Consider the following 13,428-nt stretch of genomic DNA (forward strand, 5'->3'; position numbering starts at 1 on the left):
AGATTCTAAATTAGTTTAGTTATTTAATATGTATTTGTTTTTAAAATTTTTCAACGATTTTCCAAACAGTTCCGTCTGAAACAAAGTTCCAACCTGAATAAGGCAGTGCGGTATATAGACCTCCCGGCACTCCTTCAATAGCCCCAGAAACATTCACAAAGTTGCTTTCGTTATCATCATATTTTTTAATAGTGAATTTTTTTCCTTTGTTGTTTTGTGGATTGGGCAACGAAATCGTAACCGTATTTGCGCTTGCATCAGCAAACAGTACCACGTCTCCTATCGTGGCATTGTAATCTTGGTTTACTTGTTTTATTCCGTTCAATGCTTCAAAGTTTACTGACAATTCACCCGATTGACTAATCAATACAGAAGGGTTTACAGCTGCTTCTTTTACCACGCCTAATGTTGATGCATTGCCAGCTGTTGCCCCTTTCGCGGTTGCTACATTCACTTTCCAATTGGTTTTGTTTGGGTCTGTTGGATCAATACTGGATGTTACCGTAGTGTTTTCTCCATCTACTAAACCAACTGTTTTTATAACCGCATTTAAATCGGTTTCGTTGATAATACGGTTCCATTTGTTATCCATCCAATAATAATATCCTCTTGATAAGGTGCCCGATGGATTGGTATTAAAAACCAATAACGACTCTACATTTCCGTTTGAAATGGTCATTGCATCTGTAATACTTTTTAAAGGCACACGCGGTATTAAAATACCTTTATTAGTAGCTGCTACTTCTAGTTGAGCAGATTTATTAGGACTTAAAGTTCCTATACCTACCTGTGCATATGTAGCTGCACTAAAAAGTAAAATTCCAATAAAAGGTAATCTGTTTTTCATCATTTTTATATTTTTTGTTAGATGAAATTTTTCATCATTTATTTTTAAACAGACTGATTTTTTGGTTGGAAAACCAGCCTGTTTATATATTATTCTTACATCTCCACGATAATAAACTCGGATCTACGGTTGGCTTGGTGTGCTTCTTCGCTACACTGCACTCCGTCGGCACATTCGTTGACTAATTGACGCTCGCCATAGCCTTTCGATGTTAATCGTGACGAACTGATACCTTGGTCAATCAACCATTCTCTGGTCGATTTTGCGCGGTTCTCAGACAATCTGTCGTTGTACTTGTGCGATGCACGGCTGTCGGTATGCGAACGGATGTCGATTTTCATCGTTGGATATTCTTCCAATACCGCCAATACTTTTGCCAGCTCTGCCGCTGCATCCGGACGGATGTTGTATTTGTCTAAATCAAAATAAATCGGATTCAGTTTTAATACTTTAAACAAGTCGTCGCCTACTTTTACAGGGGTTTTAGCTGGTTCCAAAACAATGGTGTGCTCGGTTACACCGCTTTCATTAGGCAGGCTCACTGCATCTTCTTTGGCTATGTAGCCTTCTTTTTCTGCTTTTAAGCGGTAGGTTTCCCCACATTTGAATTCGTTGTTGAACACATAACCGCCGTTTTGGTAGCGGTTGCTGTTTTCTAATTCGCCGTACAAATTGTTGTACAACGTTACGTTGGCATCGCTAATAATGTTGCGGGTTTTTGCATCGACTACTTTTAAAAGCAATTTTTGGATGCATTCTAGTTGCAACGGTTTGGTTTCATGGAAACTGTAAATATCGTCGTTGCCGTTGCCGCCCTCACGGTTGCTTGAAAAGAAGCCTTGTTTGGTGTTTGGGTCGATATAATACGCAAAATCATCTGCATTTCCGTTGATTGGTGCTCCTACGTTGTGGATTTCCCCAGGTTGGCTGTTTCTGTCTAATTTTGTGGCATATACATCAAGTCCGCCTAGTCCTACTCTACCGTCGCTTGAAAAATACAATTCCCCACTTTCGGTTACAAACGGAAAGGTTTCTCTGCCTTCGGTGTTGATCCCCTCACCCATGTTTACAGGTCCGCCAAAAGCTCCTGAGGGATGAATTGCTACCTGCCACAAATCCGATTCGCCGAAGCCTCCCGGACGGTCGCTCGCAAAATACATTGTGGCTTCGTCTGGGCTTAAGGTGGGGTGTGCCGTGTTGTAGCCGTCCATATTGAACGGTAACTCGGTTATGTGCTCCCATTTGCCATCCACGTTTTCTGCACGGTAGATTTTAAGCTTCGTGTTTTTGTCGGCATCGTATTTACGGGTATGGTTGATGTAGTTGTTGCGTGTGAAATACATCGTGTTGCCGTCTTTGGTGATTACCGCTGTGGATTCGTTAAGTGGTGATTTTACCTTTCCTTTCAATCGGGTTACTTTATCATCTTTGCTTGCCGTTTCGGCTACGCTGTACAAGCTGGTAAAGGCATCGCCTGTCCAGGTGTGTTCGCGTTTGTGCAAGCTGCCCGTGTCGCGCGCGCTGGTAAAGTACAATTGGTTGTTGTGTACATAGCTTCCGTAATCGGAATAAGGCGTGTTGATCTCCAAGTTCTTGATCTGGTCGTAGCGACCTGAATTGGCTTGTATCTGCTTTTTAAGCGCGGCTTCGTTCTGGCGGATTTTAGAACGTTGCGTGTGGCTGCCGGCTTTGTTTACAAACTGGTCGTAATAGCGCTTTGATTCGCTTTCTTTGCCCACGTGTTGCAAGGTTTGGGCGTAGCGGTAATAGTACTCGCTGCCAATGTTTTCGCTGCCAAATTCTTTGAACAAGCGTTCGTAGTGCTTTTGGGCTTCGCCATAGCGTGCGTTAAAGTAGTAGGCGTTGCCTAACTTTTCTAGTACATCCTTCCCGGCATAGCCGCGGTTGGCTACTTTCTCGTAAATGCTGATTGCATCTACATAAGCCCATTGGTTGTAGTCTTTATCGGCTGTATTTAATCCCGCTTGTGCTTGTGCCCCCGTGTTCCCCAGCATAAAGGCGGTGAACAAAGCGGCTCTATATATCCCTTTTTTCATTTTTCTTTATTTTTAGAAGAAACGCGGCGAGTTCACGCGGCGGTATTTGTTAAACAATTCAAAGCGCATAAAAACTCGTGTGAGCCGTTGTTGTAATTTCTCAAGGCTTTGATGTCGCTGTCGTAGCTATAGCCTATAAACAATCCGTCGGTTACCTGGAAGCCTGCCAAGGCACTCCATGCGGCATCCCAGCGATAAGCGGCTCCTAAAGTAAACTTCTCGTTGATTAAGAAATTCCCTGTGATATCAGCTTGTAAAGGTGCGCCTTCTACTGCTTTTAACAAAAATGCCGGTTTAAACTTCAACATCGGGTTCAACTCAAATACGTGACCTCCCATTAAATAATAGTGCATCTTTTGCTGCATCGTGCTTTGTACGTTGTCGTCGTAGCGCGTGGTTTCTAAAAAATGGGGTGCCGATAATCCTACATACGTTTGTTCGTTATGCCAATAAACACCCGCTCCTATGTTTGGAGTGAATTGGTTGTTGATGTCTGTAAGGATCTGCGAATCGTTCGGGTTGTATTTGTTCAGCCTAGAATAAGCTACATTCAGCATATTGGCTGATCCTTTTAAGCCGAAGCTTAGCTTGCTGCCACGGTTGTTTAAATCTAAGGTGTACGAGAAATCTACACTTAACGTGTTTTCATCGGTCACCCCTAACCTGTCGTTTACAAAGCTTACTCCTAAACCTACTTTACTCTCGGCTATAGGGGTGTTTATGGAAAACGAATTGGTCGTTGGTGCGCCTTCTAATCCTACCCATTGGCTGCGGTGCAAGCCAAAGATGCTCAAGGCGCCTCTGCTACCTGCATAAGCCGGGTTGATGTTGATCGTGTTGTACATGTAATTCGTGTACTGGGGGTCTTGTTGGGCGTTTGCCGAAATGCTTACCAAAGCTAACAAAGCCATTATCTTTTTTAATTGTTTCATTGCTTTTTAGTTTTAGTCGTTGTTTTCTAAGTGTAAATACCCTACTTTTTTAACCCATTGGCTTTCTCCATCGCGGTCGAATAAATATTCCACTACATAATAGTAGGTTCCGCTTGGGAGTTTTTCGCCTTCGTTTACAATGGCATTGCCTTGTGCATAGCCGCGGAACACGTTGCCGTTGCTGTCGTAGCTATGGGTTTCATATACTTTTCTTCCCCAACGGTTGTAAATGGTTACGTGGTTGTTTGGAAATTGGTTGATATTATCGATAATGAAGTAATCGTTCATGCCGTCGCCATCGGGTGTTACCCCATTGTAGATTACTACTTCACCTGGGTTGATCAGTGCTTCTTTGATGGTTCCAAGGGTAAATATTCCAAAGCCATCTACATTTACAGGTGTGCTTACGGTTTGCTCGCCATAGTTTACCACACCGCCTTCATCTACCCACAATTTTTGGGTTTCGTCCCAACGTACCACGTGCAGCAACTCGGGATTTGCTGTTAACCATGCTGGGGTGGTGCGTGTATCCCATGAGAGGGTTACAACCACCGAATTATCGGTGTTTACGCTTTGGTTGATGATCCAATATTCTTGGTCGTCAATGGCTTTTATGACTCCGGTGCGGCTGGCATGCGGGTATTTGCTGTTGGAATTTTCCAATAGGTATTCGCCCGTGTAGATTTCTGCTTCTTGAACGGGTGCTGATATGCCTGCAAAACGGTAATAACCTCCATCGCCAATAGGGTATTTAAACCCTTCGTTGCCCCGTTTGGTGACTTCGCCGTTTACGTGGCTGCGGTCGGAAGTATTGATGTGGTTCGCACCTTTTAAGAAGACAAATGCACCGCCATTGGCTTTATCCATCAACACCACTCCGTTTAAAAGATTCACGGTGCCGGCATTGGCAATGTCATTGGTTAAATGAAAACTGTGTTCTGCCCCGCTTTTGTTGAACAATACATCGTAAAAGCTACTGGGTGAGCTTCCTGAAATCTGTTGCATACCCGGCATTAAGCCTTCAAATACCACATAGCCCGTGCGGCTGTTGGTTGTGTAACTGAACAAACCTTCGTTTTGGTAATCGCCGTAGAAATAAAAATCGCCGTCGTTTAAAACATCGCCCGTTGATTCGTTCTTGAAATCAAAGTAGGTAGATACTTCCGTGCCCGGCTCTACTTTTAAAACGCCCTCGTTTACTGTTAATTCTGTTTGGGAGAAACTTAATTGCCCAAAAAATATAAAAAAGAAAAAATAGTTTTTTATCATGTTGTTATTTTTAAGGTCCTCTAAAGTTGCATTTTAAATACCCGAATTTGCAGACTTTGAGTGTATTGACCTTTTGAATTTCATATCGACTGCGAATTTAGGTATAATTCTATTAATCAACACAATAAATCAGGTAGTTAGTAGGTAGTATTTATGTTAATTCTTTACTACTCAATGGGTAGTAGTAAACACAAATTGTTCAAAATCAGTATTTTATCGAAAAAAATTAAAAAAACGACAGTAAGGGCGGTTTAAAAAGTTAAATAAAAAACTATATAGTGAAATAAATCAATAATTTTCTATTTTTGTGCTACAACCTAATCTAATGAAAAACTTAATAACATGTATTCTTTTGTTGTTAAGCAGTCTTATCTATGCCCATAAAATTCCGATAGACTCGCTTAAAAAGCAAATTATCTACTATAATCAGCATGAAGATTATGAGCTGTCCATTCAATCTTTATCTCATTATCTGTCAGAGAAAAATTTAACTTCTGAAGAAAAATTTACTGCGTATTTACTTAAATCAACTATTTACAAAAAACTATTTAAGTATGAACACGCTTTGCATCATCTTAATTTAGCATTGAAAGAGGCAGAAAAAGATAGCAAACTACAAAGCAGATTACAAGAGGTGAAGGCTGAAAAATCGTTTGTATTTTTTGATATGCAGCAATTTGATAAGGCAAAGGAAGTGATGCGTGATTTAAAAAAGAATGATTATGCAGGCTTGACTAAAAAACAGCAACTTTTTTTGAAGACCCAAGAGGGTTATTTTTTCTTGATGGATAAAAATTATAAAGCTTCAGAAGAAAAACTAAACGAAGCTTTGAAAATTGCAGAGGTTTATCACCCGGAAGAATTGCCTATTGTTTACGGAAAGTTTATTGAACTGTACCACTTCACTAAACAAACCGACAAGAGAGATGCTATTTACAACAAAGCTTTATTGATTGCTAAAAAACTTGGAAATATCAAGTATGAATTTTATCTGCATGAAATCATGAAAAGGGTTTTTAGCACGAATAAAGATTATGAAAAAGCGGTTTATTATCAAAAAAAATGCGACTCGGTATATGCTGTTTACAATGCCAACAATGTGGGGAGCAAAATTGAAATTTTAGAACAACAGCTGAAAGATAAAGAATATCATTTGGAACTAGAGAAAAAGCAGAAAATTCAAATTTTGCTTCTCTCCATAGCTATTATCCTATTTTTGGTGGTTTTTATTTTGATACAATTGTATCGATCCAACAAACAAAAAAACGCTTTAATTGTGGAAGAAAACCAGCGCTTTTCTGAAAAAATTGACCATCTAACCGAACTAGCTAATAAAGCAGGCGACCATAAAATTGATCTTAATTCTTTTAATTTTACCGAACGCCAATTAGAGATTATTGATTTGGTACAAAAAGGAAAAAACAACAAAGAAATTGCAGCGGCACTGTTCATCTCTGAAAACACTGTAAAGTATCATTTAAAAGCTATTTACACGATTTTAAATATTAAACAACGGAACGAATTAATGATATTATACCGCACAAAAAATGAGCTTCCGCCTGATAGCGAACATTAATTTACAAAAAAAGACTTCCTTTTTAGAAGTCTTTTTTTTGTTTATATTAGATATCAAACCCAATGTTTACTCCTAATTTCATGGAGATGAGTTTTTGCAATTTTAATTGTAAATCGGGAATGGCTACTGATGATAAAACCTCATCGGTAAAGGCATACATCAACAGTGCTTTGGCTTCTTTCTTAGGAATACCGCGCTGTTGCATGTAGAACATCGCTGATTCATCTAACTGACCAATGGTACAGCCGTGTGAACATTTTACATCATCGGCAAAAATTTCTAATTGCGGCTTGGTGTTCAACGTAGCTTTATCTGTCAATAAAATATTATTGTTTTGTTGAAAAGCATCGGTTTTCTGAGCAATTTTATCTACATAAATTTTCCCGTTGAAAACCCCAGTAGCACGCTCGTCAAAAATACCTTTATAGTTTTGGTGCGATTCACAATTTGGCTGTTCGTGATTCACTAGTGTATAATGATCTACGTGCTGCTTATCGCCAATAATGGTGATTCCTTTTAAAGTAGAATCGATGCGTTCGCCTTTTTGATAAAAATTCAAATTGTTTCGGGTGATGTTTCCTCCAAACGAAAACGTATGCACCGACACGCGGCTTTCTTGCTTTTGTTCGATATAGGTGTTGTCAACCAAATTTGCAGTTTGCACGTCGTTTTGAACTTTGTAATAATCAACAATAGCACGCTTTGCCGCATAAATTTCGGTTACGCTGTTGGTGAACATAGCCACATCTGTCAACGATTGATGGCGCTCCGTTATCTGTACATGTGCATTTTCGCCCACAATTACCAAATTTCTTGGTTGCACAAAATTGGAAGAACTGCCGGTGGTGAAATACAAAATTTCGATAGGTTTTTGAACCACTTTCGATTTTGGAATATTGATATACGCACCTTCATAGGCGTAAGCAGTATTCAAATTGGTTAAACTGTCTTCTTTGTTTACCGCTTGATTAAAATAGGTATCGATTACCATTTTATATTTAGGCTTTGTGAGCGCCGACGACATTAAGCACACATCAATTCCATCGTGTGTGGTTGAGGATAAATGCGAGGAAAAAACACCGTTTATGAACACTACTTTATAGGTATCTACATCGTTCAAAAAGTATTTTTTTACATCCTTCCACTCAACAGCGCTGTCGTTTTTAGGAAGAATATTGAAATCGTTTGCTAAAATTGCATTTAGCGATGTGTATTTCCAAGCTTCTTCTTTTTTTGTGGGAAATCCTTTATTTTCGAACACTTTCAAAGCATCTGTACGCACATTGTGCAAGGTGGAATTGATATCTACCTTTTGTTCAAATGCTAAAAATGATGATAGTACTTTTTCTTTTAAATCCATTATTTGTTTTGTTTAACGTTTAAAGTTTGGTTTGTTTAAAGTTGGAAAATGAACCTTAAACGTGAAACCTTAAACTATTTAAACTATATTATTTCAACCAATCGTATCCTTTTTGTTCTAGTTCAAGTGCTAATTCTTTACCACCTGTTTTAACGATTTTTCCATCGTGCAAAACGTGTACAAAATCAGGAACTATATAATCTAACAAACGTTGGTAGTGTGTAATGACAACTACTGCGTTGTTTGCATTTTTCAGTTTGTTTACACCGTTTGAAACAATTCGTAAAGCATCGATATCCAAACCTGAATCTGTTTCATCTAAAATCGCAATTTTAGGATTCAACATGGCCATTTGAAAAATCTCGTTACGTTTTTTTTCTCCACCCGAAAAACCTTCATTTAGGGAGCGAGATAAGAATTTACGGTCGATTTCTAACAACTCAGCTTTTTCTTTAATCAATTTCAACATTTCGTTTGCAGGCATGTCTTCTAAACCATTTGCCTTACGTGTTTCATTGATTGCAGTTTTCATAAAGTTGGTTACCGAAACACCTGGAATTTCAACGGGATATTGAAATGATAAGAAAATACCTTTATGAGCACGCTCTTCCGGTGCTAAATCTGCCAAATCTTCCCCATCTAAAATAATTTCGCCTTCGGTAACTTCAAAGTTTTCATTACCTGCAATTACAGACGATAAGGTTGATTTACCTGCGCCGTTTGGTCCCATGATGGCATGCACCTCACCTGCTTTTACTTCTAGGTTAATTCCTTTTAATATTTCTTTGTCTTCTACCGAAGCGTGTAAATTTTTAATTTGTAACATTTGATTGTTTTATTTATTCGTAATGACCTTTTAATGAAATGATATTTAATATTTCAATTGTATTTTCATCAACAATTTCATAAACCAAACGGTGTTGTTGATTTATTCTTCTTGACCAAACTCCAGAAAGACTGTGTTTTAGTTGTTCAGGTTTTCCTATTCCTTCAAATGGATTGTCTTGAATTGCTCTCAATAATTCAGAAATCTTTTTAAGAATCGGTTTATTTCCAGATTTTGACCAAAATTCTAAATCCCTTTTGGCTTTGCTTGAAAATATCATTTCCATAACTTATCAATATCTTCCAAAGTCATCTTTATACCTTTCCCTTGTTTTAATTCTTCTCTTGCTTCCAAAATTTCTTTTACAAATTCAGGATTGTACGGTTTCTCTTTTCTTTCAACAATTTCAAAACCAAGTGATTTTGCCAATGATTTTAATACTGGAAAATCTTTCTTCTTTACATTTTTTAAAATAAGATCCATAACTTTTAATTTTATTATCCCACCGATCCTTCTAACGAAATCTCTAATAGTTTTTTGGCTTCTACTGCAAATTCCATTGGTAATTTATCTAAAACCTCGCGTGAAAATCCATTTACGATTAAAGCAATTGCTGTTTCGGTTGGAATTCCTCTTTGGTTGCAATAAAAAATTTGATCTTCACCAATTTTACTAGTGGTAGCTTCGTGCTCTAACTTGGCTGTTGCATTTTTCGATTCGATATAAGGAAAAGTATGTGCACCACACTCATTCCCCATTAACAACGAATCGCATTGCGAAAAGTTACGCGCGTTTTCTGCTCGCGAACCAATTTGCACCAATCCACGGTATGAATTTTGGGATTTTCCTGCCGAAATTCCTTTGGAAATAATGGTTGACTTGGTGTTTTTTCCTAAATGAATCATTTTGGTGCCGGTATCAGCCTGCTGGAAATTATTGGTTACGGCAATTGAATAAAACTCGCCCACCGAATTATCGCCTTTTAAGATGCATGATGGATATTTCCATGTAACTGCCGATCCGGTTTCCACTTGCGTCCAAGAAATTTTCGCATTTTTCTCGGCCAATCCTCTTTTTGTTACAAAATTGAACACACCGCCTTTACCTTCTTTATCGCCCGGAAACCAGTTTTGAACGGTTGAATATTTAATTTCGGCATCGCTCATTGCTATTAATTCTACAACAGCTGCGTGTAATTGATTTTCATCACGACTCGGAGCGGTACATCCTTCTAAATAAGAAACATACGAGCTTTCATCGGCAATTAACAACGTGCGTTCAAACTGTCCTGTTCCGGCTTGATTGATACGGAAATAGGTGGATAATTCCATTGGACAGCGCACACCTTTTGGTATGTAACAGAACGATCCGTCTGAAAAAACAGCCGAATTTAATGCTGCATAAAAATTATCGCTTTTTGGCACAACCGTTCCAAGGTATTTTTTTACCAACTCTGGGTGCTCTTTTATGGCTTCGGAAATGGAACAGAAAATAATTCCTTTCTCGTTCAAAGTTTCTTTAAAAGTAGTTGCCACCGAAACCGAATCAACCACAATGTCCATTGCAATGTTGTTCATTCGCTTTTGCTCTTCGATAGAAATCCCCAATTTTTTGTACATAGCCAAAAGTTCCGGATCTACATCGTCTAGCGTTTTATTTGGATCTACTTTTTTTGGTGCCGAATAGTATGAAATTGCTTGAAAATCGGGTTTTCCGTAAGTTACATTTGCCCATTCGGGTTCGGTCATTTCTTGCCAAATTCTAAAAGCATCTAAACGCCACTCAGTCATCCATTCCGGCTCTTCTTTTTTCATAGAAATTGCCCGAATGATATCTTCATTTAGCCCCACAGGAAAGGTTTCAGATTCTAAATTGGTATAAAATCCGTATTCGTATTCCTTTGTTTCTAATTCTTTTTTTAATTCTTCTTCTGTGTATTTGCTCATAATAAGTTTTAAGTTGTAGTTTAAAGTTTAAGGTTTAAAGTTTTTGAACGTTAAACTTGAAACCTGAAACTAAAAAAACTATACATTTTTAAAGCGAAAAACTCTCTCCACAACCACATGTTCTGGCTGCATTTGGGTTGTTAAATACAAACCCTTTTCCGTTTAATCCACCTGAATATTCTAACGTGGTACCAACTAAATACAGAAAGCTTTTTTTATCAACAGCGATTTTTACGCCGTTATCTTCAAAAATTTTATCGTTTTCTAAAGCATTTTGGTCAAACTTCAATTCGTATTCTAATCCAGAGCAACCGCCGCTTTTCACTCCTACACGAATGAAGGCTGTTTCGGGGTTTAATCCGTCATCTTCCATCAACATTTTAGCTCGTTTTGCAGCCGATTCTGACACTTTTATCATGACTTTCGGGTTTTAAATTTTACTAATTGCAAAGATAGGTACAAAATATGATTTTTATCATATTAATAACAATATTATAACTTATACTGCTATAAATTGAATTGATACAAAAAACCACTTCATAAATTGGAAGTGGTTTTGCGGTTTAATATTTAGAATCGTTACATTTCTTTTGCGTTATTTACAAGATTTACATCTGCCATTAATTGTGATGGGTCAATAACTACTACTTTTATGTTTTTACCTTTGGTATCAAATTTAAAATCATAAGTTGGGTAAGCCCAATCCCAGCCTTTTAAAACCGTGCGAGGAATATTTGGGTAAGGGTTGTTTTTTGTCCAACGCATCAAGGTATTGGGAATGTAGAAACTTTCGGTGCTGTCGTCTTCATAAATCACTAAAAAATCAATAGGCATTGGCATTCTGCCGATTCTTTCCAAAGTAACATTTGCTTGATTGTCTTTTACCTCAACGTTTTTAATACCGTAATCTATCGTATTTACAGTTTGTGTCCAATCAACCAAATACCAATCTAATACAGCGCCTGAAACACGCTCGGCACTTCGTTTAAAATCGTTGGGTGTTGGGTGCGAAAAGCGGTAATCGCTGTAAAAACGTTTTAAGGTTTCAAAGGTTTTATCCCAACCGATAACGTAAGCCAACTGGGTAATAAAAACCGAACCTTTGCTGTATGCCGATATGCCGTAATTCATATTGTCGTCGTATCGGTCTGCATGCGTTGACAAGGGTTGTTCGCCATTCATCTTTACCATGTAAAAATAGTTGTTGTAAGCACTTTGAAACGGGTTTTCGTCTTCTTGATTTTTCTTATCCATGATTTGGTTCACCGCAAAATCAGAAATAAACGAGGTAAAGCCTTCATCCATCCATTCGTGTTTGCTTTCGTTGGTAGCTAATAAATGCTGAAACCACATGTGTGCCATTTCGTGTGCGGTAACGCCAATTAAGCTTGGTAGGCTGCGGTTTCCGGTAATCAACGTACACATAGCATATTCCATACCGCCATCGCCACCTTGAATTACCGAGTATTGCTTGTACGGATATTCGCCAATATTTTTGTTGAAGAAATCTAACAATTTCACGGTTTCTGGTTGCAGTTTTTCCCAATTTTCTTTGATAGAAGCATCGTTTTTATAGAAGAAATGCAGTTCTACATTGTTTGGCCCCATCACTTTATCGTGGATAAAATCAGGATCGGCACCCCAAGCAAAATCATGTACGTTTGGAGCGATAAAATGCCATGTTAGATTTTTTTCTTTTTTAGGGATTGATACTTTTACGCCTGCATCTTCGTAACCATGACCAATTTCGTTTTTGTTTTGAAGATAGCCCGATGCACCCACGGTGTATTTTTTATCCAAGGTTAATTTCACATCAAAATTTCCCCAAACACCGTGAAACTCCCGCCCGATATAAGGATCGGCATGCCATCCTTCAAAATCGAATTCGGCCATTTTTGGATACCACTGCGTCATGGAAAGTGCCACGCCTTCTTCTGAATTTCGTCCGGCTCTGCGCACCATTACAGGCACTTGTCCGTTGAATTTCATGGTGAAAGTGGTTTTAGCTTTCGGCAATAAAGGTTTTGCGAGTTCTACCTCTAAAATAGTTCCAACTACTTTGCTTTTTAATGCAACGCCGTCTTGTTTTAAATCGTTTACTTTTAAAAAACCTGTTTCGTTGGGTTTTAATTCAGCTATTTTACTTTGCTTTTTTTCGATACCATCTGGCCCTTTAAACGACTTTACCATTCGTTTATCGGGATCAGAAATCGATGCTAAACGCACATCCATCTCGCTTCCCGGTTGAAAAGCATTGAAGTATAAGTGGTAAAAAACCTTTTTTAAGGTATCGTTGGAATTGTTGGTATAGACCAATTCTTGTGTTCCTGAATATTGAAAATTTTCAACATCCATTGTCACATCCATTTTATAATCAACGTGTTGCTGCCAATAGCCCGGATTTGGATTTTTATGTTGTGCGTATCCGGCAGTTGATACGGCAAGCAGTAAAAGTAAAAACTTTTTCATATTTTAAGTTTAAGTGTTTGTTGCAAATTAGTAATAGTTCTATTAGATTTTTACCGACACGAGAGCTTGCTCGAACTAGTGTAGCAATGATAAACTTTGATTTTATCATTAGCCTGTTTTTAATCTAAAAGAAAAAAGCTGTTCCC

Annotated in this window: 11 protein-coding genes and 1 pseudogene; 1 reads left to right on the top strand and 11 read right to left on the bottom strand. The window is 38.2% G+C overall.

The genetic code is table 11. The features are described 5' to 3' along the window. Window positions 1-40: 40 nt before the first annotated feature. The 4 genes and pseudogenes from NPX36_RS04315 to NPX36_RS04330 form a co-directional block, all read right to left on the bottom strand. Window positions 41-850, bottom strand: a complete 810-nt coding sequence (locus NPX36_RS04315) for a hypothetical protein (protein WP_257500185.1) — start codon at window positions 848-850, stop codon at window positions 41-43. A gap of 92 nt (window positions 851-942) precedes the next feature. Further along, window positions 943-2,904 carry an OmpA family protein gene (locus tag NPX36_RS04320; protein WP_257500186.1) on the bottom strand — a complete coding sequence of 654 codons (1,962 nt, stop codon included), beginning with the start codon at window positions 2,902-2,904 and terminating at the stop codon, window positions 943-945. A gap of 12 nt (window positions 2,905-2,916) precedes the next feature. Continuing rightward, window positions 2,917-3,836 (bottom strand): annotated as a pseudogene (locus tag NPX36_RS04325) (PorP/SprF family type IX secretion system membrane protein). 12 nt (window positions 3,837-3,848) lie between these two features. Continuing rightward, complete coding sequence (locus NPX36_RS04330) at window positions 3,849-5,105, bottom strand: gliding motility-associated C-terminal domain-containing protein (protein ID WP_257500187.1); 1,257 nt, start codon at window positions 5,103-5,105, stop codon at window positions 3,849-3,851. A 325-nt stretch (window positions 5,106-5,430) separates the two neighbouring features. Here NPX36_RS04330 and NPX36_RS04335 point away from each other — a divergent pair, with 325 nt between their 5' ends. Further along, window positions 5,431-6,681, top strand: coding sequence for a helix-turn-helix domain-containing protein (locus tag NPX36_RS04335; protein ID WP_257500188.1), 1,251 nt, complete (start codon window positions 5,431-5,433; stop codon window positions 6,679-6,681). Between the two features lie 46 nt (window positions 6,682-6,727). Here NPX36_RS04335 and sufD read toward each other — a convergent pair whose 3' ends face one another. The 7 genes from sufD to NPX36_RS04370 form a co-directional block, all read right to left on the bottom strand. Next, window positions 6,728-8,041: a Fe-S cluster assembly protein SufD gene (sufD, locus tag NPX36_RS04340; protein ID WP_257500189.1), complete on the bottom strand. Its 1,314-nt coding sequence runs from the start codon at window positions 8,039-8,041 to the stop codon at window positions 6,728-6,730. Between the two features lie 88 nt (window positions 8,042-8,129). Next, entirely contained in the window at window positions 8,130-8,867 is a 738-nt protein-coding gene (sufC, locus tag NPX36_RS04345; RefSeq protein WP_257500190.1) for a Fe-S cluster assembly ATPase SufC, read from the bottom strand. A 13-nt stretch (window positions 8,868-8,880) separates the two neighbouring features. Then, the gene (locus NPX36_RS04350) at window positions 8,881-9,153 is read right to left on the bottom strand and encodes a Txe/YoeB family addiction module toxin (protein WP_257500191.1); all 273 of its coding nucleotides are present in this window, start codon (window positions 9,151-9,153) and stop codon (window positions 8,881-8,883) included. Continuing rightward, window positions 9,144-9,350, bottom strand: a complete 207-nt coding sequence (locus NPX36_RS04355) for a DUF2683 family protein (RefSeq protein ID WP_257500192.1) — start codon at window positions 9,348-9,350, stop codon at window positions 9,144-9,146. Before NPX36_RS04355 ends, NPX36_RS04350 begins: the two co-directional genes overlap by 10 nt. A 14-nt stretch (window positions 9,351-9,364) precedes the next feature. Beyond that, window positions 9,365-10,813 (bottom strand): Fe-S cluster assembly protein SufB, encoded by a 1,449-nt coding sequence (sufB, locus tag NPX36_RS04360; RefSeq protein ID WP_257500193.1) that lies wholly within the window; start codon window positions 10,811-10,813, stop codon window positions 9,365-9,367. A gap of 88 nt (window positions 10,814-10,901) precedes the next feature. Beyond that, window positions 10,902-11,231, bottom strand: coding sequence for a HesB/IscA family protein (locus NPX36_RS04365; RefSeq protein ID WP_257500194.1), 330 nt, complete (start codon window positions 11,229-11,231; stop codon window positions 10,902-10,904). Between the two features lie 161 nt (window positions 11,232-11,392). Beyond that, a complete protein-coding gene (locus NPX36_RS04370; protein ID WP_257500195.1) occupies window positions 11,393-13,282 on the bottom strand; it encodes a M1 family metallopeptidase in 1,890 nt (629 codons plus the stop codon). Between the last annotated feature and the right edge of the window lie 146 nt (window positions 13,283-13,428).

Source organism: Paenimyroides aestuarii (assembly GCF_024628805.1).
Classification (GTDB): domain Bacteria; phylum Bacteroidota; class Bacteroidia; order Flavobacteriales; family Flavobacteriaceae; genus Flavobacterium; species Flavobacterium aestuarii_A.

Coding starts and splice junctions, on each gene's coding strand:
- NPX36_RS04315 (WP_257500185.1), bottom strand. CDS start 850: ATGATGAAAAACAGATTACCTTTTATTGGAATTTTACTTTTTAGTGCA.
- NPX36_RS04320 (WP_257500186.1), bottom strand. CDS start 2,904: ATGAAAAAAGGGATATATAGAGCCGCTTTGTTCACCGCCTTTATGCTG.
- NPX36_RS04330 (WP_257500187.1), bottom strand. CDS start 5,105: ATGATAAAAAACTATTTTTTCTTTTTTATATTTTTTGGGCAATTAAGT.
- NPX36_RS04335 (WP_257500188.1), top strand. CDS start 5,431: ATGAAAAACTTAATAACATGTATTCTTTTGTTGTTAAGCAGTCTTATC.
- sufD (WP_257500189.1), bottom strand. CDS start 8,041: ATGGATTTAAAAGAAAAAGTACTATCATCATTTTTAGCATTTGAACAA.
- sufC (WP_257500190.1), bottom strand. CDS start 8,867: ATGTTACAAATTAAAAATTTACACGCTTCGGTAGAAGACAAAGAAATA.
- NPX36_RS04350 (WP_257500191.1), bottom strand. CDS start 9,153: ATGGAAATGATATTTTCAAGCAAAGCCAAAAGGGATTTAGAATTTTGG.
- NPX36_RS04355 (WP_257500192.1), bottom strand. CDS start 9,350: ATGGATCTTATTTTAAAAAATGTAAAGAAGAAAGATTTTCCAGTATTA.
- sufB (WP_257500193.1), bottom strand. CDS start 10,813: ATGAGCAAATACACAGAAGAAGAATTAAAAAAAGAATTAGAAACAAAG.
- NPX36_RS04365 (WP_257500194.1), bottom strand. CDS start 11,231: ATGATAAAAGTGTCAGAATCGGCTGCAAAACGAGCTAAAATGTTGATG.
- NPX36_RS04370 (WP_257500195.1), bottom strand. CDS start 13,282: ATGAAAAAGTTTTTACTTTTACTGCTTGCCGTATCAACTGCCGGATAC.